This window comes from Streptomyces colonosanans, assembly GCF_001866645.1.
GTDB lineage: Bacteria > Actinomycetota > Actinomycetes > Streptomycetales > Streptomycetaceae > Streptomyces > Streptomyces colonosanans.
In genome coordinates this window covers 93182-116422 of sequence record NZ_MLYP01000042.1, presented here as the reverse complement: position 1 = coordinate 116422, position 23241 = coordinate 93182, and the positions used below count along the sequence as shown (strand labels likewise).

Genomic DNA, 23241 nt, shown 5'->3' with positions numbered 1-23241 from the left:
CCTGGTGTGGAGGGGCCACTTCGCCGCCTGTCTCTATGCGCGTAGAGTCCCGTACGTACAGAGTTGTACGGGCATGAGTGATGTGAACCTGCCGGAAGGAATGCCATGGACGCCATCTCCGTCATCCGCACCAAGCGGGACCGCGGTGAGCTGAGCGACGAGCAGATCGACTGGGTCATCGACGCCTACACCCGGGGCGAGGTCGCCGACGAGCAGATGTCCGCGCTGGCCATGGCGATCCTGCTCAACGGCATGAACCGGCGCGAGATCGCCCGCTGGACCGCCGCTATGATCGCCTCGGGCGAGCGCATGGACTTCTCGTCGCTGTCGCGCCCCACGGCCGACAAGCACTCCACGGGTGGCGTCGGCGACAAGATCACGCTTCCGCTCGCCCCGCTGGTCGCCGCCTGCGGCGCGGCCGTTCCGCAGCTGTCGGGCCGCGGCCTCGGCCACACCGGCGGCACGCTGGACAAGCTGGAGTCGATTCCCGGCTGGCGTGCGCTGCTGTCGAACGAGGAGATGCTGCACGTCCTCGACACCACCGGCGCGGTGGTCTGCGCCGCGGGCGATGGCCTGGCGCCCGCGGACAAGAAGCTCTACGCGCTGCGCGATGTCACGGGAACGGTGGAGGCCATCCCCCTGATCGCCTCGTCCATCATGTCCAAGAAGATCGCGGAGGGGACGGGTTCGCTGGTCCTGGACGTGAAGGTCGGCTCCGGCGCCTTCATGAAGACGATCGAGGATGCGCGCGAACTGGCCTCCACGATGGTCGGCCTGGGCACGGACCACGGCGTGAAGACGGTCGCGCTCCTGACGGACATGTCGGCGCCGCTCGGCCTGACCGCGGGCAATGCGCTGGAGGTCCGCGAGTCGGTGGAGGTCCTGGCGGGCGGCGGCCCGGCGGACGTGGTCGAACTGACCCTGGCCCTCGCGCGGGAGATGCTGGCCGCGGCCGGGCTGACGGATGTGGACCCGGCCAAGGCCCTGGCCGACGGCTCGGCGATGGACGTCTGGCGCCGCATGATCACGGCCCAGGGCGGGGACCCGGACGCGCCGCTGCCCACGTCGAGGGAACAGCACGTGATCACCGCGCCGTCGTCGGGTGTCCTGACCCGCCTGGACGCCTACGACATCGGCGTCGCCGCCTGGCGCCTCGGTGCCGGCCGCGCCCGCAAGGAGGACCCGGTGCAGGCGGCGGCGGGCGTCGAGATGCACGCCAAGCCGGGCGAGACCGTGCAGGAGGGGCAGCCGCTGCTCACCCTGCACACGGACACCCCCGAGCGCTTCGAGTACGCGATCCAGGCGGTGGAGGGCTCGTACGACATCGCGGCGCCGGGCACGGAGTACGCGGCCTCGCCCGTGGTGCGGGAACGTATCGCCTGACCAGGTGCTTTCCCATTCGGGTGAACGGGATCGGTGGACTGCCGCCGATCCCGTTCGGCATGCTGGGATCGGTGATGACCGATTGGAGACCGCCATGAGCGCACTCACCGTGAGCCAGGAGCCTGACCGGAACTGGGACGACCTCGTCCGGTTCTGGGAGGAGATGGAATGGCCCGAGGGCAGCAAGGTGGAGATCATCGAGGGGATCGTCACCGTGTCACCTGCCCCCGCGTGCCGACACAACGTGATCGCAGAACGTATCCAGCGTCGGCTCTACTCCGTCATTCCCGACGACTGGGGGATCTACCAAACTCTCGCGATCGCTGTGCCCTCCCGTCTGGGCATGCTGATCCCGGACCTCGTGGTGACCCCATTGCCGGACGGCGCCGACGCGGACACCCACATCCCGGCAGCCCTCGCTGAACTCGTTGTCGAGGTGACCTCCCGTTCCAGCGTCCGTCACGATCGCGTCAGCAAGACCGCCGCCTACGCGACTGCCGGTATTCCCTTCTACCTCCTCGTCGACCGCTGGGCCACAGGCGGTCCCACGGCAACGCTGTACGGCGAGCCCAACGGTGACGTCTACCGGGTCCTCAGCGCCGTCAAGTTCGGCGACACCATCAAGCTCCCCGCCCCCTTCGACCTCGTGATCGACACCGGAGAGTTCCCGGTCGACTGACCGCTCGTCACCCGAGCAACGCCGCCACCCCCACCAACACCGGCACCGACAGCAGCGTCGACAACAGGATCGACTGCTGGGCCAGGGACTCGCCCACCCGGTAGCGACTGGCATAGGTGAACAGGTTCTGGGCCGCGGGCAGGGCCGAGGTGACCACCACATCGAGCAGTTCGGCACCGTGCAGCCCGAAGACGCCCGTCGCCAGAGCCCAGGCGGCGAGCGGCTGGCCCAGCGACTTCAGAGCGACCGAGAGCAGCACCAGGTGGCGGTCGCGGCCCCGGCCGGGGGCCGTGCTGCCGCGCAGCGCGATGCCGAAGGCCAACAGGACGGCCGGGACGGACATGTCGGCGATCAGGGTCAGCGGCTCCATGACCGGGCCGGGGACGTGCAGTCCGGTCGCCGAGGTCAGGACTCCGGTCAGCGCGCCCACCGCGATCGGGTTGCGCAGCGGCGTCAGCAGGCGTTGCCACAGGGCGCCCTTCTCACCGGCGCCGGAGAGGTCGAGGACCGTCAGGGCGACGGGCGTGACCACGATCTGCTGGAACAGCAGGACGGGGGCCACCAGTGAGGCGTCGCCGAGGACGTAGGCGGCGATCGGGATGCCGAGATTGCCGGCGTTGACGTAGCTGGAGCACAGCGCGCCGATCGTGGTGCGGCCCACCCCCCAGCGACGTACGACGCCGACCGTCACGAAGGCGCCTCCGGCCGCCGCCGTGCTCAGCGCCGTCACCAGCAGCCGGCTGGAGAAGACCACCGACAGGTCGGCCCGGGCCAGTGTGGTGAACAGCAGGGCCGGGGTCGCCACCTGGAAGGCGAGCGTGGTCAGCACCTCGCCGCCCTGGTCGCCGAGAGAGCCACGCCGCCCGATCGCATAGCCGACGCCGATCACTACCGCGATGACCGCGAACCCGGTCAACACCCCTTGCACGCGGCCTCCTTGGCGGGCAGGAGGTCGTCGGGTGTCCAAGGCGGTGGCGATCCGTGGGGCATACAGCCACCTTCCGGGGAAGGAGGCGAGCGGGTCAATGTGATCTCCGCGGGGGCGTGCAGGCCCCCGCGCACCGATGAATTGCGCGCTGGCGGACGGTCTACGGATCGTGGAGGACATGACACCCGCTGTGCTCGTACTCGCCGGCCCCGTCACCCGGGAGGAGGTGAGGGGGATGTGCGACGACGTACGCGGGCTGCTGGAGGCGACCCGGGCCGGGGCCGTGGTGTGCGACGTGGGTGGGCTGGGACCGCCGGGTCTGGGCGCCGTCGACCTGCTGGCACGGCTGCAGCTCGCCGCGAGGCGGGCCGGGGGCCGCATACTGCTGCGCGACCCCGACCTCGCGCTAGGCGCCCTGCTGAACCTGGTCGGCCTCTCCTTCGAGCTGGAGGGGCAGGTCGAACAGCGGGAACCAGCGCTCGGTGTCGAGGAAGAAGTGGAACCCGGTGAGTCGGCCGTCTGATATCTCCAGGACCTGGACCGCCCACGCCGTGAAGCCGCCCGTGTCCGGGTCCGGCTTGTACTGGGCGAAGCCCGGCAGGCCGTTGACCGCGACGGGCACCAGGCGCGAGCCCTCGCAGGCGGAACCGAGCGTGGTCATGAACCCGGTGATGTCCGGCGTACCGCGCAGCCACAGGTCGAACGGCGGCATCGTCATCACCGCGTCCTCGTGCAGCAGGGCCGTCAGCGCCGTCATGTCGTACCCCTCGAAGGCCGCCACATAGCGCTCCAGGAGCTTTTGCTGCTCCTCGTCGAGGGGGTCGAGGACGGCGGCGTCGGCATTTTCCCCGCCCTTCTCGGCCAGCGTCGCGCGGGCCCGCTGCAGTGCGCTGTTGACCGAGGCGACCGAGGCGCCGAGCAGTTCGGCGACCTCGCTCGCCTTCCAGGCCAGCACCTCGCGCAGGATGAGCACCGCACGCTGCTTGGGCGGCAGTTGCTGCAGGGCGGCCATGAACGCGAGCCGCACCGACTCCTTCGCCACCGCGGCCTCCTCCGGGTCGCTCACGGACGGCAGTACACGGGCATCCGGCATCGGCTCCAGCCAGGTGCTGTCCGGGCGGGGGGAAAGGGCGGCCTGGGCCAGCGGGGTGGAGTCGGTCAGATCCACCGGGCGGGCACGCTTGTTGCCCGCGTTCAGCATGTCCAGACAGACATTGGTCGCGATCCGGTACAGCCAGGAGCGGAGCGAGGAGCGGCCCTCGAACTTCTCGTAGCTCCGCCAGGCGCGGACCATCGTGTCCTGCACCGCGTCCTCGGCCTCGAAGGAGGACCCGAGCATGCGGTAGCAGTACCCCGTCAGTTCGACCCGGTGCTTCTCCAGCCGGACATCGAGGTCGTCCACCGTCGCCGTGCCGTCACCCATGGTTCACCCACTCTGTGGCCGCTTTGTCCGGCGCGCTGTCGCGCCCCAGCACCTCGGAAGCTACCGCAGGCCACTGACAACGGCCCGGAAGGTGAGGGAAAGCCCAGCTCAGACCAGTTGTCTCACCGCAATGAGCAAATGCTGGTGGACGGCGTGCGCCCCGCCTCCGTCGCCGGCTTCGACGCGCCCCAGTCCGGTGAGCAGCGCCCGCTGGCCCGCCCCCAGCAGTTCCATCCGCACGCGCGGCGACTCGAAGGAGCCCAGGGCGTCCAGCAAGTACCCCGGATTGAAGGCCACGTTCACCTCCTCCGCACCGCTCAGCGCGGCAGGCACCCGCTGTGCGGCGACGTCGTCCCCGTAGCCGGCCCGCAGCAGCACCGATCCGCCGGACGTGAAGTCCAGCCGCACCGGACTGTTCGCCTCCGCGACCACCGCGACCCGCCGCACGGCCTCCGTCAGCGCCTCGCAGGCCACTTCGGCGACCGCGGCTCCCGCCATGTCGAACAGCGACCCGTACCGCGGCAGCCGTCCCTCCAGCAGCCGCACCGTCGCCCGTATGTCGCCCCCGTCGAAGCCGATCAGTCCCCCGGCCAGTCCGATGCGCACCCGGCCGGAGCGGGCCAGCGACCGTGCCACGTCGAACAGCCGGCGCGCGGGCAGCAACGCCTCCACCCTGTCGTCGGCCGCGGCCTCACGCTTCCACTCCAACTGCCGTACGGCGTACCGATAGCGGTCCGACGCGGCCAGCGTCATCGTGTCGCCGTCCAGGCACAGCTGTACACCGGTCAGTGCGGGAAGGGTGTCGTCGCGTCCGGCGGCCAGGACGACCTGTCCGACGGCGGTCGCGAAGGCGGCGGCGTCCACGCTCGCGTACGGCTGCGGCGCCGCCGGCAGCGTCGGGTAGTCCTCCCGCGGCAGCGTCGAGAGCCCGAAGCTTGTGCCGCCGGCCTCCACCGTGAACCGGGTCCCCTCCAGGCCGCAGCTCACCGGCCCGTCGGGCAGGACCCGGCAGATGTCCAGCAGTCTGCGCCCGAGGACGACCACCTGTCCGTCCGCCGTCGTCTCGGCCTCGGTCTCGATACGCGCCGCTGTCTCGAGGTCGAACCCCGAGACGCTCAGCCGTCCGTCCGTCGCTTCCAGCAGCAGCCCGCCCAGCACCGGCACCGGTGTCCGCGTGGGCAGTACACGGGCCGCCCACCCCACGGCCTCGGCGAGGACTCCGCGGTCGATCCGGAACTGCATGCACAAACCCCCTGCTCGGCCCAGTTGTGGCGCGGACGCTATACGCGACCACTGACAACGGGCGCCGACCAGGGGGAACTTGTCCGGTACTCAGGCCGTCACGAGCCACCGCTCGGCCCGCGCCGCCCGCGACCCCAGCACCGTGATCGTCACGACGCCGAGCACCGCCAGCAGGCCCATGGCCACCGTTCCCGCCCAGCCGCCCGAGTGGAAGGCGACCGCGCCGAGGGTGCTGCCCGCGCTGGAGCCGATGTAGTACGACGACTGGTAGAGCGCGGAGGCCTGGGCGCGGCCCTGCTTCGCCGTGTGGCTGACCGCCGACGACGCGACCGCGTGGCCAGCGAAGAAGCCCGCCGTGATCAGGACCAGGCCCAGCAGCACCAGCGGCAGCCAGGGCGCCAGCGACACCAGCAGGCCCGCCGTCGTCGTGCCGCCCGCCAGGTAGAGCGCACCGCGGCGGCCCAGACGGCCCACCAGCCTGCCCGCGGTCGACGCCGACACCGTGCCCACCAGGTACACCAGGAAGATCGAGCCGATGATGCCCTGTGGCAGGGAGAACGGCGCTTCGGTGAGGCGGTAGCCGATCACCGTGTAGACGCCGCCGAACACCATCATGAACAGCGCGCCGATCGCGTACAGCCGGCGCAGCAGCGGATTGGCGAGGTGGTCGCGGACCGAGCGGGCCAGGACGCGCGGGCGCAGTGAGCCCGGCTCGAAGTGCCGCGGCGCAGGCAGCAGGAGGCGGAAGGCCACCGCGCAGCCGACCGCGATCACGCCGACGGTGCCCACGGCCACCCGCCAGCCCCACTCCTGTGCGACCCAGCCGGTGATGATCCGGCCGCTCATCCCGCCGACGCTGTTGCCGGCCACGAACAGGCCGATCGCCGTGATCAGGGCCCTCGGGCTGACCTCCTCCGCCAGATACGCGGTCGCCGACGCGGGCAGGCCCGCGAGGGCCGCGCCCTGGACGGCCCGCAGCGCGATCAGTGCGCCCAGCGACGGGGCGAAGGGGACCAGGAGACCGACGGTCACCGCCACTGCCAGCGACGCCGTCATCAGCGTGCGCCGCCCGAAGCGCTCGGACAGCGCGCTCATGGGGAGGACGAACAGCGCCAGCGCACCGGTCGCGCCCGACACCGTCCAGCTCGCCGCGCTCGCCGTCGCCCCGAAGTCGTGGGAGACGAGCGGCAGCAGGGCCTGCGTGGAGTAGAGGAGGGCGAAGGTCGCGACCCCCGCCAGGAAGAGGGCGAGACTCATCCGGCGGTAGCCGGGGTCGCCCGGGGTCATACGGGAGTCGGGGACGGTGACGGGGTCGGCGCCCACGATGGTGGACGCCCCGGTATCGGCGGCAGGCATGCTTCGAACGTACGGACACTCTGCTCATGCGTCCAATGCACAGAAACCTCATAATTGTTCCTGTGATGCATCAGCAGAGGTCAGCCGCTCGCCTGTCACCGTCCGGTGACACAGAAGACGTCGTCGCGCTGCTCGCGCCGCGGCTGGCGTACTTCGCCGGAGTCGCCCGGACCGAACACGTCACGCGCGCCGCCCAGGAGATGCAGGTCCCGCAGTCCACCCTGTCCCGTGCGCTCGTCCGGCTCGAAGAGGACCTGGGCGTCGAGCTCTTCGCCCGCCGCGGCCGGACGGTCTCGCTCACCCCGGTCGGCCGTACGTTCCTCGCCTCCGTCGAGCGCGCCCTCGCGGAGATCGAGCGGGCCGCCGAGGAGGCACGCGCGGACGTCGACCCGGCCGCCGGCAAGGTCACCTTCGGCTTCCCGCACACGATGGGCGCCGAGACCGTGCCCGGACTGATCCACGCCTTCCGCGCCGACCACCCGCGCGTCCGCTTCAGCCTCGTGCAGAACTACGGGGAGGCGATGCTCGAGAAGCTGCGGGCGGGGGAGCTGGACCTGTGCCTGACCTCCCCGGTGCCCGACGCCCCGGACCTGGTCGCCCGCCGCCTCGACGAGCAGAAGCTGCGGCTCGTCGTCCCCGCCGACCACCGGCTCGCGGGCCGCAGGCGCATCCGCCTCGCCGAAGCCGCCGACGAGACCTTCGTGACCCTCGAACCCGGCTACGGACTGCGGCGCATCACCGACGACCTGTGCCGCAAGGCCGGGTTCGCCCCGCGCATCGCCTTCGAGGGCGAGGAGGCGGAGACGCTGCGCGGCCTGGTCGCGGCGGGGCTCGGCGTGGCGCTGCTGCCGCCGCCCGCCGTACCGCGCCCCGGTGTCGTGGAACTGACGGTCACCGCGCCGCGAGCGGTGCGGGAGATCGGGGTGGCGTGGTTGGAGGGCCACGTCGACACGCCGCCGGTGGCGGCGTTCAAGAGGTTCCTGTTGTCGCGGAGGGGGCGGCTTCTGCCCGATTGACGGGCGGGCCGTGGCCGGCCGATCGCGCCCGCACGGCTCAGCCGAATGCTGCCACCGCAGCCCCGCGCCCCGGCGAAGGGCGTTCCCCTCACTTCCTGAGCGACCGCCCGAACCCCGCCGCCAACGGCATCCGCAACCCCAGCGGGGGCGGGGCCGCAAGCGCGTCCGTCACCGGCCGGGAGAAGGCCCGCCCGAACAGCGTTCCCATCACGAAGTCCTCGGCCAGCGCGTGCACTTCGGACCGGTAGTGGTGCAACCCGTGCCCGTCGGAGTGCGCTTCGAAGCGGCAGATGTCGCGGTTAGCCTTCTTCGCGCGCGCCGCCAGCCGGAACGACAGCTCGGGGTCCGTACGCCCGTCGTTCGTGCCGTGCACGATCATCACCTGCCGGCCGCTGAGTTGCTTCACCGGTTCGGACGACGCCGCCCTGTCGTTCTCGGGAAGCCAGGGCGCCAGCGCCAGAACCGAGGTGACGGCCGAGTGGCCGGCCGCATGCAGCGCCGCCCGGCCGCCCATGTCCCGGCCGACGAGACACACCGGCACGTCCCCGTAGCGCCGTACGACCTCGTCGGCGGCCCAGGTGGCGTCGTGCACCAGATGCGCCTCGTCGTCGTTCCAGCCCCGGTACCGGTAGTGCACCACATGGCTGACCAGGCCGTCACGCCGCCCCGCGCGCGCCAGGTGGCGGCCCAGCGCACGGACGGAGGCGGTCGCCATCAAGGGGGACGGTCTGCGGGTGGAGACCCGGTCGCCGCCCGGGAGCAGCAGCACCGCACCGCTCACCGCCGTCGGCTCCGGGCCGAGTGCTCTTCCCAGCCGGGCCCTGCGAACCGGCGTCGCTTGGTGTGCCATAGCAGAACAGTGTCAGAAGCGACCGGATACGAAACCGTCCGGTGGATCACCTTTGGATATCGACGCTTTGCCGCACCTGAAGTTCTACGCGCGTAGGGGCTATGGTGCGAAAATGACGAGCCAGCACCAGAACACCCCGAACCGGGATCAGATCCGCCGGGCGCCCAAGGTCCTGTTGCACGACCATCTCGACGGGGGGCTGCGCCCCGGCACGATCGTCGAACTCGCCCGCCAGACGGGCTATGCGCACCTTCCCGAGGCCGACCCGGAGAAGCTGGGCATCTGGTTCCGCGAGGCCGCCGACTCCGGCTCCCTGGAACGGTACCTGGAAACCTTCTCCCACACCGTCGGCGTGATGCAGACCCGCGAGGCGCTGGTGCGCGTGGCGGCCGAGTGCGCGGAGGACCTCGCCGGGGACGGGGTCGTCTACGCCGAGGTGCGGTACGCGCCCGAGCAGCATCTGGCGGGCGGGCTCGCCCTCGAAGAGGTCGTCGAGGCGGTCAACGAGGGCTTCAGGGAAGGCGAGCGGCGGGCGAGGGCGAACGGCCACCGCATCCGTGTGGGTGCCCTGCTCACCGCCATGCGGCACGCGGCCCGCGCCCTGGAGATCGCCGAACTCGCCAACCGGTACCGGGACCTGGGGGTCGTCGGCTTCGACATCGCCGGTGCCGAGGCCGGTTACCCGCCCACCCGGCACCTCGACGCCTTCGAGTACCTCAAGCGCGAGAACAACCACTTCACCATCCACGCCGGCGAGGCCTTCGGGCTGCCCTCGATCTGGCAGGCCCTGCAGTGGTGCGGCGCCGACCGGCTCGGGCACGGGGTGCGCATCATCGACGACATCCAGGTCCTCGAGGACGGCTCGGTGGAACTCGGGCGCCTCGCCTCGTACGTGCGCGACAAGCGCATCCCGCTGGAGCTGTGCCCCAGTTCCAACCTGCAGACCGGCGCCGCCGCGTCGTACGCCGACCACCCCATCGGGCTGCTGCGGCGGCTGCACTTCCGTGCCACGGTGAACACCGACAACCGGCTGATGTCGGGAACCAGCATGAGCCGGGAATTCGAGCACCTGGTCGAGGCATTCGGCTATACGCTCGACGACCTCCAGTGGTTCTCCGTCAATGCCATGAAGTCGGCATTCATTCCTTTCGATGAACGACTGGCGATGATCAACGACGTCATCAAGCCCGGTTATGCCGAACTGAAATCCGAATGGCTGTTCAGGCAGGCTGCTTCCAGCAGCGGTTTTGCGGCGTCCGAAGACTGAGGGGTCCTCTTGTCGAGCGGCCGGGAGCGTATGTCCCGGCCGCTGCGGGACGTTTGCGGTGCCTGCCGCGGCGTGTTTACGGTTTTGGACCGCTCATATTCCCGTCATCGGATTCAAGGACGCATTCGCCATGAAGCAGTCTGCTGCCAAGACCCTCGGTGTCGCCGCTCTCGGTGCCGCCTTCGCCGCCGCGGGCGCGGGCGTCGCGGGCGCTGCCCCGGCCGTGCCGGACGTCCCCGGGATGAACACCGCCCGCCACGCGATGCCGCCGGGAAACGTCGCCCAGGTGCTGCCCGGCGCGGGTGAGGTGGTCAGCCAGGGACAGAAGGCGGTCGGCACGGCGGTGACCGCCGCCCGGCCCGCCGCGCAGAGGGTCGTCACCCAACCGACCGCCGGGCTGCTCGGTGGACTGCCGGTCAAGGGGCTGCCCACGCACGGCCTGCCGGTGAACGGCATCCCGCTGGGCTGACGCCACCTGCCCGTACGACGTCGATGGGCGCCCCGCTCCGGGGCGCCCATCGGCATATCGGCGTACCGGCGTGCCGCCGCACCGGAGCGCGAGACGTCACCAGGCCCGGTTCGCCGCCGTCTCCTCCGACGGGAACAGGATCCACAGCGCTATGTAGAGCAGGAACTGTGGGCCGGGAAGCAGACACGACAGCAGGAAGATCACGCGCATCGTCGTCGCGGAGGTGCCGAAGCGCCGTGCCAGCGCTGCGCACACTCCGCCGATCATCCGTCCGTGAGTGGGGCGGGCAAGGGCGGTCATGGTGGCTCCTTCGCGAACCGTGAGTGGAGTGATGGCCCCGGCGGGCGCCGGGACGTCGCCTCGGCGTCATGTCCCCGACGATCTCGATGTCTTCGATGGTGTCGGTGTCTTCGACGCTCTCGACGTGTTCCACGCTACGCAGACGAAGGGCGCGAAGCGTCCCTCTACGGGGCCATTCCGACCCTGGGAATCGTCGGGGGACGCCCCTGAGACAGGTCCTCCCGGAGGAGCGCGGCCCGCTGCCTGGACGTGGCCCGGCGGCGCAGCCGGGCCCGGGCCGCGGGCACGACCAGAAGGTGCGCCAGTGCCACCCCGACCGTGTTGAGCAGCACCGCGTCGATGTCCGCGACCTGACCGGGCACCCCGGTCTGCAGCAGTTCGATCCCCAGGGAGAGCAGGGTGCCCGCGGCGACCGTACGGGCCAGCGAGGCGAGCGGCGAGACGACGAGCCGGCCGCCGGCCAGGGGCAGCAGCACCCCGAGCGGCGCGAGCAGCGCGAGCCCCTCCCCGATGCGGCGGGCGGCCTCCGGCCAGCCCAGTGCGAGATCGGCCCTGATGCCGGCGAACGGGTGCAGATTGGCGGGTCTGACCCAGGGCACGTCCAGCGGGCGCAGCGTGATCCAGGCGACGAACGCGAGATGTGCGACGAGGAGGACACCTCCTGCCACACGGACGCGGATCGCGGCGCTGCCGCCGTTTGAGCCTTGACGCTGCACGCCCTGCTAGACGCGGCCCTCCACGGGATCGGTTCCGTGATGCACCACGATGGGTGAGTGCTACGGCACACGTACGAGCCGTGAGCGCCCCGGCGGACGGGCGGTCTCCCGGCCGGTTCAGGGCCCGGTGACCTGGCTGGACGGCGGTGCGACCGTGCCCGGGTGGGAGCGCACCTCCGTGGTGCATGTGTAGCGGCGCAGGGGCTGACCGGCAGGGCCGCCGAGTACGACGCTCCCGTCCTCGGCGGCGGTCGCCTCGGAGTCGGCGAAGGTGCAGACGATCTGCGCGAGGGCGTACGAGGTGAGGTCCTGCGGCCGGGTGCTCAGCCGGAAGGTGCCGTCAGGGTCCTTGCCGCGCGGGCCGCTCGCCCTGATGCCTCCGGTCACGCCGGTCGTGTAGCCCGCCTGCTGCTCCCCGGACGAGGGCTGCACGGCGAGCTGGTCGAGCAGCCCCTGTGCCACCAGCACCCGGCGCTCTGCCTCGGCCGGTCCGTCCGGGATGCGCACGGACCGGTCCGCCGTCACCAGTTGCGAGGCGCACAGCAGGAAGATCTGGACCGGGATGCCGCGGCCGGTCTGCGTGGACGAGTCCGTGCCGGACAGCGCGCAGGGCACCCGGGAGGGCGCGGGGCCGAACTCCGTCGGCACCTGGGTGGGGCGGATGCCGCAGCCGGCCAGCAGCGCGGCCAGGAGCGGGGCGGCGAGCCAGGGGCGGGCGCGACGTGGCGTCATCGGGCGTTCTCCTCGGTGCCGTTCCCGTCCCGCGTCTCCTCCGCGATGAGCGGCGAGGCGTCGCGCGGCAGGCGCAGCGTGAACACCGCTCCGCCCCCGGACGCGTTGGCGGCCGTGATCTCGCCGCCGTGGATGTGCGCGTTCTCCAGGGCGATGGACAGGCCGAGGCCGCTGCCCTCGGAGCGCGGGCGCGAGGCGCTCGCCTTGTAGAAGCGGTCGAAGACATGGGGCAGGACGTCCTCGGGGATGCCGGGGCCGTGGTCCTGCACCTCGATGAGAAGGTCCTCGCCCTCCTCGCGGATGCGGACGCGTACCGGTGAACCGCCGTGCTTGAGCGCGTTGCCGATCAGGTTCGCCAGGATCACGTCGAGGCGGCGCGGGTCGAGGCGGGCCATGATGCCGCGCTCGGCGTCCAGTTCGACGGCGTCCAGCCAGGCGCGGGCGTCGATGCACGCGGTGATCTGGTCGGCGATGTCCACGTCGTCCAGGACCAGCCGGGCCGTGCCCGCGTCGAAGCGGGTGACCTCCATCAGGTTCTCGACGAGGTCGTTCAGCCGGCGGGTCTCGCTGACCACGAGCCGGACGGCGGGCTCGATCATCGGGTCTATGCCGCCCGTCTCGGCGTCCAGCTCCTCCTCCAGCACCTCGGTGACCGCCGTGATCGCCGTGAGCGGAGTACGCAGTTCATGGGACATGTCGGCGACGAAGCGACGGGAGGCCTCCTCGCGGGCGCTCATGTCCGCGACCTTCTTCTCCAGGGACTCGGCCGCGCGGTTGAAGGTCCGGGACAGGTCGGCGAGTTCGTCGGTGCCGGACACGCGCAGCCGGGTGTCCAGCCGGCCCTCGCCCAGACGCCGGGCCGCGATGCCGAGCCGGTGCACCGGCTTCAGCACGGTCGTCGCGGCGGCCTGTGCGAGCAGCGCCGAGCCGATCAGCGCGAGACCGGTGGCGATACCGAGCGACCAGGCCAGCGAGTTGAGGTCCTTGGCCTCCGGCTCCAGGGACTTGAGCATGTAGCCGGTGGGGCCGCCGCCGATCACCTTCGTGCCGCCGACCAGATACGGCTTGCCGTGCTGGACGATCCGCTGCCAGTACAGGTGGTAGGCGTCCTTGTCGGACGATGACACGTGCTGCTGCTTGTCCACCGCCTTGCGCAGGGACTCCGGCACGTCCTGAAGGGTGAAGGTGCCCAGGTCGGAGTTGCCGACCACCGTTTTCCCGTGCTCGTCCTGCGCGATCAGCAGCACGCTGAAGCGCTGGCTGCTGCCCGCCATCTGGCTGGCGGTGTGCTGCAGTTCGTCCTGCGTCGGGTGCCCCGGCAGCGCGCTCGCCCGGTTCTGCATTTCCTGCTGGAAGTCGTGCAGTACCGCGTCCTGGGTACGGGTGAGCACGGCCTCGCGGTTGAGCCAGTAGGCGATGCCGGACGCCGACACGGCGGCGGTCAGCGCGACGAGCCCGAACACCACGACCAGGCGCAGCCTGAGGCTCGTGAAGCGCAGGTGTGACGGTACGGCCTTGCGAGCCGCGGCCCAGCCGCGGCGTTCCTCGTGCGGATCGGTCACTGAGGAGCGTCCAGTCGGTATCCGACCCCACGGACCGTACGGATCAGCGTGGGGGACGACGGCACGTCCTCGACCTTGGCGCGCAGCCGCTGCACGCACGCATCGACGAGCCGCGAGTCGCCCAGGTAGTCGTGCTCCCACACCAGCCGAAGCAACTGCTGCCGCGACAGCGCCTGACCGGGCCGCCGGCTCAGCTCCAGGAGCAGCCTCAGTTCGGTGGGCGTCAGTTGGAGATCATCACCGTTCTTGGTGACCGTCATGGCCGCCCGGTCGATGACCAGGTTGCCGAACGTCGCCGAGTCACTGGCCTCGCGCTCGCCGCGTCGCAGCACGGCCCGGATCCGGGCGTCCAGCACCCGCCCCTGCACAGGCTTGACGACATAGTCGTCGGCGCCGGACTCCAGCCCGACCACGACGTCGATGTCGTCGTTGCGCGCGGTCAGCAGGATGATCGGCAGCTGGTCGGTGCGCCGGATGCGCCGGCACACCTCGAATCCGTCGATGCCGGGCAGCATCACATCCAGCACGATCAGGTCCGGGCGCTGCTCGCGCAGCAGTTGGAGACCGTCCTCGCCGGTGGCAGCGGTGGCCACGCGGTGACCCTGGCGCGTCAAAGAGAGCTCCAGGGCCGTTCGGATGGCGTCGTCGTCCTCGATCAGCAACAGGGAAGGCACGGGCCTCATTCTGGCTCATACCACGGCTGTGTTTCGACCGCCCGAGCACTCCATCACATCCTTCCCGCACGGCACGGGGCGCCGACATGCCGCTGTAGTCGCACAACGCCACTCTGTGACGTCACGATGCGGCTGTGGGTGACCTCTGTGACAGGCCTGTGACAGTCGGCGGACACGGCCATGAAGTCACCCGGGCAATCTTTTCGACATGAACAAGGCCGCACGGCGGCCGGAAGTCCGGGACTCCACGACGGGGGGCGCGAGATGAACACGCTGCACGGCACCAGCACGAGCGCAGTTGTCACGCGTCTGCACGACGTCAATCGGAGCGTCGGGAAGTCCGGTGCCGGAGGGGGTGCCTCCCTGCTCGAGCGCAGTCGAGAGCTCGGGGGAGGGCGGGGGTGCACTCGCGGCACCGGGCGTCAGTACACCGCGTCTGCCCAGCAGGGGCGCCAGCCCTACATGGCGGTGGTTGACGCACACGCGGGGGAGGCTCACGGGGGAGCCGCGTACGGGGAGGTCCAGGGGGAGCGTCGTTCGGCGGCGGAGGTGGAGTTCACCGCCTACGTCGAGGAACGCCGCGCCTCCCTGTACGCAACCGCCTACCACCTGACCGGTGACCGCTTCGAGGCCGAGGACCTGCTGCAGAGCGCGCTGTTCTCGACGTACCGGGCGTGGGACCGGATCACCGACAAGGCCGCGGTGGGGGGCTACCTGCGGCGGACGATGACCAACCTGCACATCAGCGCGTGGCGCCGCCGCAAGCTGAACGAGTACCCGACCGAGGAACTGCCGGAGACCATCGGCGACATGGACGCGATGCGCGGCACCGAACTGCGCGCCGTCCTGTGGCAGGCGCTCGCCCGGCTGCCGGAACTCCAGCGCACCATGCTGGTCCTGCGCTACTACGAGGGCCGCACGGACCCGGAGATCGCGAAGATCCTCGACATCAGTGTCGGCACGGTGAAGTCCAGCATCTGGCGCTCGCTGCGCCGGCTGCGCGAGGACGAGGTCCTCAGCTTCGGCCGTGACGAGGAGGAGTCCTTCGGCGAGTTGGTCGCCTGAGGGATCGGGGGGACACGGGGGAGCACCACAGGGGGATCACGGGGGATCACCACGGGGGAGCACCAGAGAGCGGGGCTGGAGGGCCGGGGGGTCTGTCCAGCCCCGTTCTCGTTGTCCCCCGTACGGGTCTGCGTGCGTACGGGGCTACGTCGTCGTCTTCGTTGCCGTCTTCGCCGGGGCGCGACGGCCCGCGGCTGCTGCCGCCAGCCGGCCCAGGGCCTCGTCCCGGTCGCAGGCGTACGCGCCCAGCGCCGTCTGACGGGCGACGATCGACCGCTCCGCGCGCATCAGCCGCCAGCCGCGGCGCACCAGGAACGGCACCGACTTGCGGCCCTCCTTGAGGTCGCGCAGGAAGCGGCGGCGGAACGTGGTGAACGGCCCCCGCGACAGGCACAGCGCGTCGGCGAGAACGCCCAGCTCGCGACAGCGCTCCACGATCTCCGCGGCGAAGATGCCCTCGGCGATGAACACCGGCGTGCGGTCGATGTGCAGGGTCTCCTCGCCCGTACGCGCACTCAGCGAGATGTCGTACACGGGCACCGTCGTACGGCCTTTGGCGCACAGTTCGACGATGGCCGCGATCGCGGCGTCCGCGTCCCATGACCGCGGATGGTCCCAGTCGATGTCCGAACTTCCCTCCACCAGCGGCAGCGTGGGGTCGTCGCCCTCCTTGTAGAAGTCGTCCAGCCGCAGCACGGGCAGGCCGGAACGGGCGGCGACGAGGGATTTGCCGGAGCCGGAGGGGCCGCAGAGCAGCACGACGCGGGCCGGGGCCGGGGGTTGGGGACTCACGAGACACCAGTTTGACGCATCGCCCGCGGCGCGCCGACCCCGCGGGTCTCCGTTGGAACGGACATCACACCTCAACTACCCTGTGCGTCGAACGGATTACTCTCGGCGAGCAGAAGGTGGCAGCAGCCATGGCACGACATGCCTCCCCCCACACCCCCACCGCCCGGCGCGCCCTCGTCGCCCTCGCGACCACGGGCGTCGCACTGGGGGCGGGTGCGGCCGCGGCGTCGGCGGCCACCGGCCCGGCCCCTGACGCGACGCGCGCCCGGCCCGCGTCGCTCGGCCAGGTCGACCCGCAGTCGGGGCTGCAGGCGCTCAAGGGCAGCGTCGGATACGCCACCGGCCCGCTCGCGAACCTCAAGCCCAACCCGCTGGCGGGCACGGGAGTCGACCCGCTCGACAACGGCGTCGGCACGCAGATCGCCGACTTCAAGCCGCTGAGCTCGCAGGCCCTGACCCGGCCGGTGGCCCAGGCGTCGTCGCTGGGCAGCGTGCCGGTGCTCGGCCAGGTGCTCGGGGCGGTGCGCTGAGCCCTCCGGCGGGCGCATGGAGAGCCGCGCTTATCCCCTCTGTCCGGAGGGGATAAGCGCGGCTCTCCGGTTTGTGGGGCGACGTGGTCTCAACCATGGATCGGCCTGATCTGCTCTGTCGGGATCGGGGTGTTCCATCGGACCACGCGGAACGCTTGTTACCTGCCGGGATAGCCTTGCCGGTGGCGTGCGCTCACGACGGCGTGCCGCCTCGAAGCCCAGCGAATTCAGGGGGGACCTCCGTGGCCAATTCGTCCGTGGCCAATTCGTACTACATGCGCCATCTGCGCAAAGGACTGGAGAAGAGGTTCCGGCCGCACATCGACATGTCGGACCGCGCCAACTCGAGCACCAAGGAAGAGGAAAGGGCCTTCCTGAGCCGTGCGGTCGCGGCCCTGGCTGTGAAACAGGAGACGCGGTGGAGCGACCGGGAGGCGGCTTCGGGGCTTATCGACGACTTCGGGGACCGGGGCATCGACGCCGTCGCCGTCGAGGAACGCGGCGAGGACAGGTACCACATCACGCTGGTACAGGCGAAGTGGAGTGAGAACGGCACCGCGGGCTTCGGTGAGCGCGAGCTCAGGGCACTCTTCCGGGGCTTGGACGATCTGAGGGCGCTGGAGTTCCACCGCTTCAACAGCCGGATCGAGCCCCATGCGGCAGCACTGGAGACCGCGCTCGACAACCCCGGCACCATCAAGCTGGTGCTGGCGCTCGTCACGGAAAACGACCTGCACCCCAATATCAAGCGGGAACTCGAAGAGGGTATCCGCTCCCGCAGCTGGATTCCAGGGATGATCGACTACAAGGTCATCGATTTGCGGGGGCTGTATCAGGAACTTCTCGGCGACCAAGGCGAGCGGCAGGTCGAGCTTGACGTCTGGCTCGAAGGGGCGGGCAAGGAAACGATTCCGTACGAGGCTTTCTACGGCACCGTCTCCGTGGCCGAGATCGCCGAGTGGTACCAGGGCGACAATCGGGCTCACCTGTTCTCGCGCAACATTCGTGATGCCCTGGACGTGTCCGACGTCAATCCCAAGATCCAAGGCACACTCCTCAGCGAGCCCGAACACTTCTGGTACTTCAGTAACGGCATCACGCTGCTGTGCGAGAGCTATGACCCGAAGGGGAAGGGGGAGTTCAGGCCGGGCGCGGGGGTCGGCTTCCGACTGAAGGGCGCCAGCGTCGTCAACGGCGCGCAGACCGTCGATGCGATCGCGCGCGCCGTGCAGAAGAGTCCGGGAACGGCGGGGAAGGGCCGGGTTCTGGTGCGGATCATCTCCCTCAAGGCATGTCCTGAGGGCTTCGGCGACCGGGTCACCACTGCCGCCAACACCCAGAATCCGGTGCAGGAGCGCGACTTCAAGTCGCGTGACCAGGTCCAGTTCGACCTGCGTGACGACTTCATCGTCTCGCTTGGTCTCAACTACGTCATCAGGCGCGGGGAACCAGCGCCCCACGAGGCGGCCGGCTGCACCATGACCGAGGCCGCCCTCGCCCTCGCCGCGACCCACCGGTCGCCCGAGATGGTCGCCAGGGCCAAACGGGACTCATCCACTCTGTGGGAGGACCGCCACTACCGTGACCTCTTTGGACGCCGGCCGAGCGCCGCCCGTGTCTGGCGCGTCGTGCAGCTGCTGCGGGAGGTGCGCGCCGCCCTGTACAAGTTGCGCGTCGATCTGTATGGGCGGGTCGCGAGCGCGGCGGGCAATGCCGATTTGCTCATAGCCCACGCGATCTTCCACACCATGGACACCGGCACCCTCGACGACTCGAGTGAGGCACAGGAGGCCGCGTGGGGGGCGCGGCTGGCCGAGGTGCCAGAGCTGACGGAGCGGGCCCTGTGGTGGTTCGTGGAGATCGCCGACACGGCCTTCGGCGAGAAGAGCCAGTACGCGACGACCGTCCGCACGGCCGACCGGGTAAAGGTCGTGCAGCGGCGGCTGCTGGAGCGTCTCGGCTCGGGCGACAAGGCACCTGACTTCAGCGACTACCGGGTCACCGAGCAGACGCAGGGCAGGGCCGGTCGGCTCGCGAACGCGGTGCGGGTGATCGTCGACGCCGGGCGGATCGCCGAGGGCACGGTGTTGGAGTTCCGTCCCGTGACCGGCCCCGACCGCCGAGGGCTGCCGAACTGGCTCGCCGCTGATGCGAACCGAACCCGTGCGGTGTGGCGGAACAACAAGACGAAGCCGCTGGTGTGGGAGGCGGACGGCCAGCCGTACGCGCCCTCCACGCTCACCCGGCAGATGCGCGGTGAGGCCATGGGGGTCCATCAGCAGGTCCAGGGGACCCGCTACTGGCATATCCCGGGCGAGGGCTCGCTGGCCGATATCGCGGCGGAGCTGCGGGCGGTCGATGATCTCGATGCAGGCGAGGGCGGCGAGGAGTGAGGGCTGGGATTCCTCGACCGTGACTACGGACCGTGGGCAGCGCGGAACGGCGAGGAACCGGTTCCGCGCTGCCCTAGTCTTGAGTGGTATCGGCGGGCGACCGCGGCCGGTGCGAATTGTGGCAATACGGGACAAGGTGGGCGCTATCGCGATGGCTGAGGAACAGCTGGGTCTTGACATTCCTGGCGGGGGAGAGCCGAAGCCGGGGGCGTCCGGGGCGTCGAGGAAGCGTGGGAAGTCCGGCAAGCGGGGCGCGGAGATGGTGAGCGCAGAGAACGGCTCGGGGGAGAGCGCGGAGCCGCGGAAGCTTCAGGACGACGAGGGCTTCGACTACATCACCGGCACGGAGGTGGTGAAGCTCACCGAGGCTGAGAAGGTGCGCCAGCGGATCGCCCGCTCGCTGGTCCATCAGTACGGCATCGATCCCCGTGACATGGAAGCCGACTTCTCGATTCCTGTGATCAACGAGGAGACCGGCCGTAAGTCCCGGCGCCGCGCGAGCATCGCGATCTTCGAACACGGCAAGCCGCACAAGCTGCAGTACGTGCGGCGCATCGTCGTCACCAAGGCCCGCCCCAAGGAGAGCCGTACCGTCTCCAAGATCCGCACATTCGCGCACGCCAAGGAGCAGGTCGACGAGGTTGCCTCGTTGATGCACGCCGCCGGCGACGAGTGCGTGTATGGCATGTGGACCGACGACAAGGACCTGTACTTCATCCGCCGCGACACCTCCTCGCCCTTCGAGGAGAAGTACCTGCCGCTGCTGAACTGGCCGCGCGGCGACGCGACGGTCTTCGACGCCCAAGGCAATGCTTCCTCGCTCGCCGTGATGCGGCGGGCCGACGAATCGATGCTGCGGTTCGCCTTCCGCCGCTGCCACAACTACATCCACGGAAACGAGGGCCTGCCCAAGGACGCCGCGTTCTGGCAGTTCCTGTACGTCCTGTTCGCCAAGCTCTACGACGAGCGTCTGGTGCGGGAGGGCAAGCGGGAGACCCGGTTCCACGTCGACAGCGCCGACCTCGCCGCCGCCGTCATGGGTGAGGAGGGCAGCCCCGCCGTCGCTGCCCGGGTCAGGGAACTCTTCGAGGAGGTCAAGGAGTTCTACGCCGAGCAGGAACTGTTCGACGAGTACGACCGGCTCACCCTCGGCGACGGAGCCCTGACGTTCATCACCGGTGAACTGGCCACCTACAGCCTGCACGACACCTCGCTCGACGCCCTCGGCACCGCGTACCAGGAACTCGTCGGTGACAACCTGCGTGGTGACCGCGGCCAGTACTTCACTCCGCTCCGGGCGGTCCGGCTCGCGGTCGAGATCCTCGACCCCAAGGAGGGCGAGACCGTCTTCGACCCGTGTTGCGGCACCGGGGGGTTCCTGCGCGAGACCCTGCTCCACGTGCTGCACAAGTGGATGCCCGACGACGAGCAGTCACTGTCCGTCCAGGAACGGGCCCGCCTGGAGACCGCGCTGCGGCAGCGGCTCGGCCGGTACGCCGAGGAACGGATCTTCGGAGCGGACTTCGACCCCTTCCTGACGCGCGCCGCCGCGTTCGGTGTGATGATGCTCACCGACATCGCGGGCCATACGTTCCAGATGGACTCCCTCGGCTTCCCCTGGCTGGGCAACCTCCCCGGCGTCAGGCTCGCCGAGCCGTTCCGCCACCGCATCGAACCCGGCAAGCTCGATGTGCTGCTCACTAACCCCCCCTTCGGTACGGACATCCCGGTGACAGGCCCGGTCCTGGACCTGTTCCGCAAGCACCCGTCGGGTGTGGAGAAGGAGCGGAGCATCGCCTACGGCTGGAGCCGGAAGCCGGACGGCACCCTCAAGCGCGGCAAGCCCGCCTACTCCGTCGCCCCGGAACGGCTCTTCGTCCAGAAGGCGATCGAATGGGTACGGCCCGGCGGTCGTCTCTGCATCGTCCTGCCCAACGGAATCCTCTCCAACCCCGGCCCCGACGACGAGGCGGTACGCCAGTACGTCCTCGACGAGTGCTGGGTCATGGCCAGCGTCGAACTCCCGGTGGAGATCTTCGTCGAGGGTGCGGGCGTCAACATCCTCACCACGTTGCTCTTCTTGACGAAGAAGACGGATGAGGAGAAGTTCCAGGAACGGGTGCACGGTCCCGCCGACTACCCGGTGTTCATGGCCGTCGCGGAGAAGGTCGGCGTCGACCGGCGCGGCAATCCTCTGTATGTGCGGGACGCTCGTGGTGACCTCGTCGTGGACGAGTACGAGGTGACCGACGAGATCGTCGTCAACAACGTGGCGATTCCCCGCACCCTCAAGCGGCGTGACCTGATCCGCGACGATGACCTCATGCCCCTACGGCAACGGCGCAAGCGCCACAACCGGCCGAGCGTCATCACCGAGTACCACGCGTTCCTGGACCGGTACCGGGACGAACTTCCCTGGAAGCCGGGGGCGGAGGCGTGAAGGTCGCGGAACCGGGGAACCCGGCGATGCGCGGGTGGCTCGACAAGCAGGGGTTGCGGCTGGATGCCAAGCCCTACTTGTCGGGGGCGTTCGCGACGAAGCGGTTGCTGGAGCGGCTGCGGGTGGAGAAGGTGCCGCTGAGGGACCTGACCGGTGGCCGGTCCGGGGGCATTGTCAGCGGACCGCTCTTCCGGCGCGTGTACGTGACTGACCCCGCGCATGGCGTGCCGTTCGTCGGCAGCAAGGACATGCAACTCGCCGACTTCTCGACACTGCCCCTGCTGCGCAGGGAAGACGCCGTGTCATCCCGGCTGGCCGACCTGAAGCTCAAATCCGGGATGACGCTGATCTCCCGGTCGGGATTCAATGCGGGGCGACGGGCTTATGTACGGCCTGACATGGTCGGCTTCTGGTCATCGGAAGACGTCATCAAGGTCGAGCCCGATTCCGGGATTACCCCTCCTGGGTATCTGTGCGCCTTCCTGAGTAGCCGGTTCGGTGAGGTGCTCGTCAGGGGTGGGGTATACGGATCGGCCGTCAAGCACATCTCTCCTGACCATGTGGGGGATATCCCGATCCCTCGCTTCGGTGATGCGGTCGAGAAGGAGATCCACGAACTCATTCAGGAAGCAGCCGAGTTGCGGGCTGCGTTTCAGGAGGGGCTTGCCCAGGCCACGCGCGATCTCTTCAGCACGGCTCACCTGGAGGACCTGCTCGACCTCAGGTGGCATGAACGCGGGCGGGACTTGGGGTTCGTGAAGCGGGGCCTTACGGCGACCACGCTGCGGGCGCTCAACTTCCAGCCGCGGGCCGAGGAGATTCTGGAGCGGCTGGGGTCTGTGGAGTGTGTGACGTTGGGGGAGGTTTGCAAGGGGGGCGTGCTGGGGTCCGGGGTGCGTTTCAAGCGCATTGACGCAGAACCGGACCACGGCGCTGTACGCCTCATTGGCCAGCGTCAGGCGTTCTGGTTGCGACCGGAGGGGCGTTGGATCAGCCCAGAGCAGGCGCCGCCGGGCATTTTTGCGTCGGATGAGACAGTGATGATTGCGGCTCAGGGAACTTTGGGCGAGAACGAGGTGTTCTGTCGCCCGTTCCTGGTAACCGGCTCCTGGCTCGACCACGCCTACAGTCAGCACTTCCTGCGTGTCGTGAGTGGGGAACCCACTGTTCCGGGTGCCTACCTCTTCGCTTTTCTCCGTTCGGAGGCCGCCTTCCGCGTTCTGCGTTCCATGTCCGTTGGTGGCAAGCAGCAGGACATCCATGAGGAGCTGCGTACGAGCATTCCTGTGCCGGTTCTGACGGAGGCCGACCGTGATCGCATCGCCAACACCATCCGTGACGCGTACAGGAAGCGCGACGAAGCCGACGTCAAGGAAGATCTGGCCCTCGCCAAGCTGGAGGAGGCCGTGACCGGCTGAGCCTGT

The 23241-nt window shown here is 69.9% G+C and carries 22 protein-coding genes; 11 read left to right on the top strand and 11 right to left on the bottom strand.

The window, feature by feature from the left end:
* Window positions 1-105 precede the first annotated feature (105 nt).
* Entirely contained in the window at window positions 106-1383 is a 1278-nt protein-coding gene (locus BIV24_RS16625; RefSeq protein WP_071367084.1) for a thymidine phosphorylase, read from the top strand.
* A 94-nt stretch (window positions 1384-1477) separates the two neighbouring features.
* On the top strand, window positions 1478-2062 hold the full coding sequence (locus BIV24_RS16620; protein ID WP_071367149.1) for a Uma2 family endonuclease: 585 nt from the start codon (window positions 1478-1480) through the stop codon (window positions 2060-2062).
* A gap of 7 nt (window positions 2063-2069) precedes the next feature.
* Here BIV24_RS16620 and BIV24_RS16615 read toward each other — a convergent pair whose 3' ends face one another.
* The gene (locus BIV24_RS16615; protein ID WP_071367083.1) at window positions 2070-2990 is read right to left on the bottom strand and encodes an AEC family transporter; all 921 of its coding nucleotides are present in this window, start codon (window positions 2988-2990) and stop codon (window positions 2070-2072) included.
* A 178-nt stretch (window positions 2991-3168) separates the two neighbouring features.
* Between BIV24_RS16615 and BIV24_RS32005 the strand changes: the two genes are divergently transcribed.
* The gene (locus BIV24_RS32005) at window positions 3169-3513 is read left to right on the top strand and encodes an STAS domain-containing protein (protein WP_143064616.1); all 345 of its coding nucleotides are present in this window, start codon (window positions 3169-3171) and stop codon (window positions 3511-3513) included.
* On the opposite strand, the gene BIV24_RS16610 is transcribed toward BIV24_RS32005, so the two are convergent.
* The 3 genes from BIV24_RS16610 to BIV24_RS16600 form a co-directional block, all read right to left on the bottom strand.
* Window positions 3397-4413: a sigma-70 family RNA polymerase sigma factor gene (locus tag BIV24_RS16610; protein ID WP_071367082.1), complete on the bottom strand. Its 1017-nt coding sequence runs from the start codon at window positions 4411-4413 to the stop codon at window positions 3397-3399. The two genes, BIV24_RS32005 and BIV24_RS16610, sit on opposite strands and share 117 nt — an antisense overlap.
* A gap of 108 nt (window positions 4414-4521) precedes the next feature.
* Complete coding sequence (dnaN, locus tag BIV24_RS16605; protein ID WP_071367081.1) at window positions 4522-5655, bottom strand: DNA polymerase III subunit beta; 1134 nt, start codon at window positions 5653-5655, stop codon at window positions 4522-4524.
* Between the two features lie 90 nt (window positions 5656-5745).
* Window positions 5746-7011 carry an MFS transporter gene (locus tag BIV24_RS16600; protein WP_071367080.1) on the bottom strand — a complete coding sequence of 422 codons (1266 nt, stop codon included), beginning with the start codon at window positions 7009-7011 and terminating at the stop codon, window positions 5746-5748.
* Between the two features lie 62 nt (window positions 7012-7073).
* Between BIV24_RS16600 and BIV24_RS16595 the strand changes: the two genes are divergently transcribed.
* Window positions 7074-8027 (top strand): LysR family transcriptional regulator, encoded by a 954-nt coding sequence (locus BIV24_RS16595; RefSeq protein ID WP_071367079.1) that lies wholly within the window; start codon window positions 7074-7076, stop codon window positions 8025-8027.
* Between the two features lie 88 nt (window positions 8028-8115).
* On the opposite strand, the gene BIV24_RS16590 is transcribed toward BIV24_RS16595, so the two are convergent.
* Window positions 8116-8877, bottom strand: coding sequence for a dienelactone hydrolase family protein (locus BIV24_RS16590; RefSeq protein WP_071367078.1), 762 nt, complete (start codon window positions 8875-8877; stop codon window positions 8116-8118).
* A 112-nt stretch (window positions 8878-8989) separates the two neighbouring features.
* Between BIV24_RS16590 and BIV24_RS16585 the strand changes: the two genes are divergently transcribed.
* Both BIV24_RS16585 and BIV24_RS16580 read left to right on the top strand, forming a co-directional pair.
* On the top strand, window positions 8990-10144 hold the full coding sequence (locus BIV24_RS16585) for an adenosine deaminase (RefSeq protein ID WP_071367077.1): 1155 nt from the start codon (window positions 8990-8992) through the stop codon (window positions 10142-10144).
* A 130-nt stretch (window positions 10145-10274) separates the two neighbouring features.
* Window positions 10275-10613 (top strand): ATP-binding protein, encoded by a 339-nt coding sequence (locus tag BIV24_RS16580; protein WP_071367076.1) that lies wholly within the window; start codon window positions 10275-10277, stop codon window positions 10611-10613.
* 96 nt (window positions 10614-10709) lie between these two features.
* Here the strand turns inward: BIV24_RS16580 and BIV24_RS16575 are convergent, their stop codons facing one another.
* The 5 genes from BIV24_RS16575 to afsQ1 all read right to left on the bottom strand — a co-directional run bounded on the left by BIV24_RS16575 (window position 10710) and on the right by afsQ1 (window position 14597).
* Complete coding sequence (locus BIV24_RS16575) at window positions 10710-10913, bottom strand: PspC domain-containing protein (protein ID WP_071367075.1); 204 nt, start codon at window positions 10911-10913, stop codon at window positions 10710-10712.
* A gap of 164 nt (window positions 10914-11077) precedes the next feature.
* Window positions 11078-11629, bottom strand: a complete 552-nt coding sequence (locus BIV24_RS16570) for a VanZ family protein (protein ID WP_071367074.1) — start codon at window positions 11627-11629, stop codon at window positions 11078-11080.
* Between the two features lie 117 nt (window positions 11630-11746).
* The gene (locus tag BIV24_RS16565; protein WP_071367073.1) at window positions 11747-12361 is read right to left on the bottom strand and encodes a hypothetical protein; all 615 of its coding nucleotides are present in this window, start codon (window positions 12359-12361) and stop codon (window positions 11747-11749) included.
* A complete protein-coding gene (locus tag BIV24_RS16560) occupies window positions 12358-13923 on the bottom strand; it encodes a sensor histidine kinase (protein ID WP_071367072.1) in 1566 nt (521 codons plus the stop codon). The genes BIV24_RS16565 and BIV24_RS16560 overlap by 4 nt, the downstream gene beginning before the upstream one ends.
* The gene (gene afsQ1 / locus BIV24_RS16555; RefSeq protein ID WP_071367071.1) at window positions 13920-14597 is read right to left on the bottom strand and encodes a two-component system response regulator AfsQ1; all 678 of its coding nucleotides are present in this window, start codon (window positions 14595-14597) and stop codon (window positions 13920-13922) included. Before afsQ1 ends, BIV24_RS16560 begins: the two co-directional genes overlap by 4 nt.
* 264 nt (window positions 14598-14861) lie before the next feature.
* Here afsQ1 and BIV24_RS16550 point away from each other — a divergent pair, with 264 nt between their 5' ends.
* Window positions 14862-15662, top strand: a complete 801-nt coding sequence (locus tag BIV24_RS16550) for a SigE family RNA polymerase sigma factor (protein WP_079168311.1) — start codon at window positions 14862-14864, stop codon at window positions 15660-15662.
* A 144-nt stretch (window positions 15663-15806) separates the two neighbouring features.
* Here the strand turns inward: BIV24_RS16550 and BIV24_RS16545 are convergent, their stop codons facing one another.
* Entirely contained in the window at window positions 15807-16454 is a 648-nt protein-coding gene (locus BIV24_RS16545; protein WP_245766838.1) for a uridine kinase family protein, read from the bottom strand.
* Between the two features lie 128 nt (window positions 16455-16582).
* Here BIV24_RS16545 and BIV24_RS16540 point away from each other — a divergent pair, with 128 nt between their 5' ends.
* From BIV24_RS16540 to mads5, 4 genes are all read left to right on the top strand, one after another.
* Complete coding sequence (locus tag BIV24_RS16540; RefSeq protein WP_071367068.1) at window positions 16583-16984, top strand: hypothetical protein; 402 nt, start codon at window positions 16583-16585, stop codon at window positions 16982-16984.
* A 242-nt stretch (window positions 16985-17226) separates the two neighbouring features.
* Window positions 17227-19377: an AIPR family protein gene (locus tag BIV24_RS16535; protein ID WP_177198739.1), complete on the top strand. Its 2151-nt coding sequence runs from the start codon at window positions 17227-17229 to the stop codon at window positions 19375-19377.
* Window positions 19378-19528: 151 nt separating this feature from the next.
* Window positions 19529-21817, top strand: a complete 2289-nt coding sequence (gene mads2, locus BIV24_RS16530) for a methylation-associated defense system DNA methyltransferase MAD2 (protein WP_177198738.1) — start codon at window positions 19529-19531, stop codon at window positions 21815-21817.
* Complete coding sequence (mads5, locus tag BIV24_RS16525) at window positions 21814-23235, top strand: methylation-associated defense system restriction endonuclease subunit S MAD5 (RefSeq protein ID WP_071367066.1); 1422 nt, start codon at window positions 21814-21816, stop codon at window positions 23233-23235. Before mads2 ends, mads5 begins: the two co-directional genes overlap by 4 nt.
* Window positions 23236-23241 lie beyond the last annotated feature (6 nt).

Excerpts from the sequence above, each read along its gene's own strand:
- BIV24_RS16620 (WP_071367149.1), top strand. The coding sequence starts at position 1,478 with ATGAGCGCACTCACCGTGAGCCAGGAGCCTGACCGGAACTGGGACGAC.
- BIV24_RS32005 (WP_143064616.1), top strand. The coding sequence starts at position 3,169 with ATGACACCCGCTGTGCTCGTACTCGCCGGCCCCGTCACCCGGGAGGAG.
- BIV24_RS16540 (WP_071367068.1), top strand. The coding sequence starts at position 16,583 with ATGGCACGACATGCCTCCCCCCACACCCCCACCGCCCGGCGCGCCCTC.
- BIV24_RS16585 (WP_071367077.1), top strand. The coding sequence starts at position 8,990 with ATGACGAGCCAGCACCAGAACACCCCGAACCGGGATCAGATCCGCCGG.
- BIV24_RS16610 (WP_071367082.1), bottom strand. The coding sequence starts at position 4,413 with ATGGGTGACGGCACGGCGACGGTGGACGACCTCGATGTCCGGCTGGAG.
- BIV24_RS16575 (WP_071367075.1), bottom strand. The coding sequence starts at position 10,913 with ATGACCGCCCTTGCCCGCCCCACTCACGGACGGATGATCGGCGGAGTG.
- BIV24_RS16580 (WP_071367076.1), top strand. The coding sequence starts at position 10,275 with ATGAAGCAGTCTGCTGCCAAGACCCTCGGTGTCGCCGCTCTCGGTGCC.
- mads2 (WP_177198738.1), top strand. The coding sequence starts at position 19,529 with ATGGCTGAGGAACAGCTGGGTCTTGACATTCCTGGCGGGGGAGAGCCG.
- BIV24_RS16565 (WP_071367073.1), bottom strand. The coding sequence starts at position 12,361 with ATGACGCCACGTCGCGCCCGCCCCTGGCTCGCCGCCCCGCTCCTGGCC.
- BIV24_RS16590 (WP_071367078.1), bottom strand. The coding sequence starts at position 8,877 with ATGGCACACCAAGCGACGCCGGTTCGCAGGGCCCGGCTGGGAAGAGCA.
- BIV24_RS16550 (WP_079168311.1), top strand. The coding sequence starts at position 14,862 with ATGAACACGCTGCACGGCACCAGCACGAGCGCAGTTGTCACGCGTCTG.
- dnaN (WP_071367081.1), bottom strand. The coding sequence starts at position 5,655 with ATGCAGTTCCGGATCGACCGCGGAGTCCTCGCCGAGGCCGTGGGGTGG.
- BIV24_RS16600 (WP_071367080.1), bottom strand. The coding sequence starts at position 7,011 with ATGCCTGCCGCCGATACCGGGGCGTCCACCATCGTGGGCGCCGACCCC.
- BIV24_RS16625 (WP_071367084.1), top strand. The coding sequence starts at position 106 with ATGGACGCCATCTCCGTCATCCGCACCAAGCGGGACCGCGGTGAGCTG.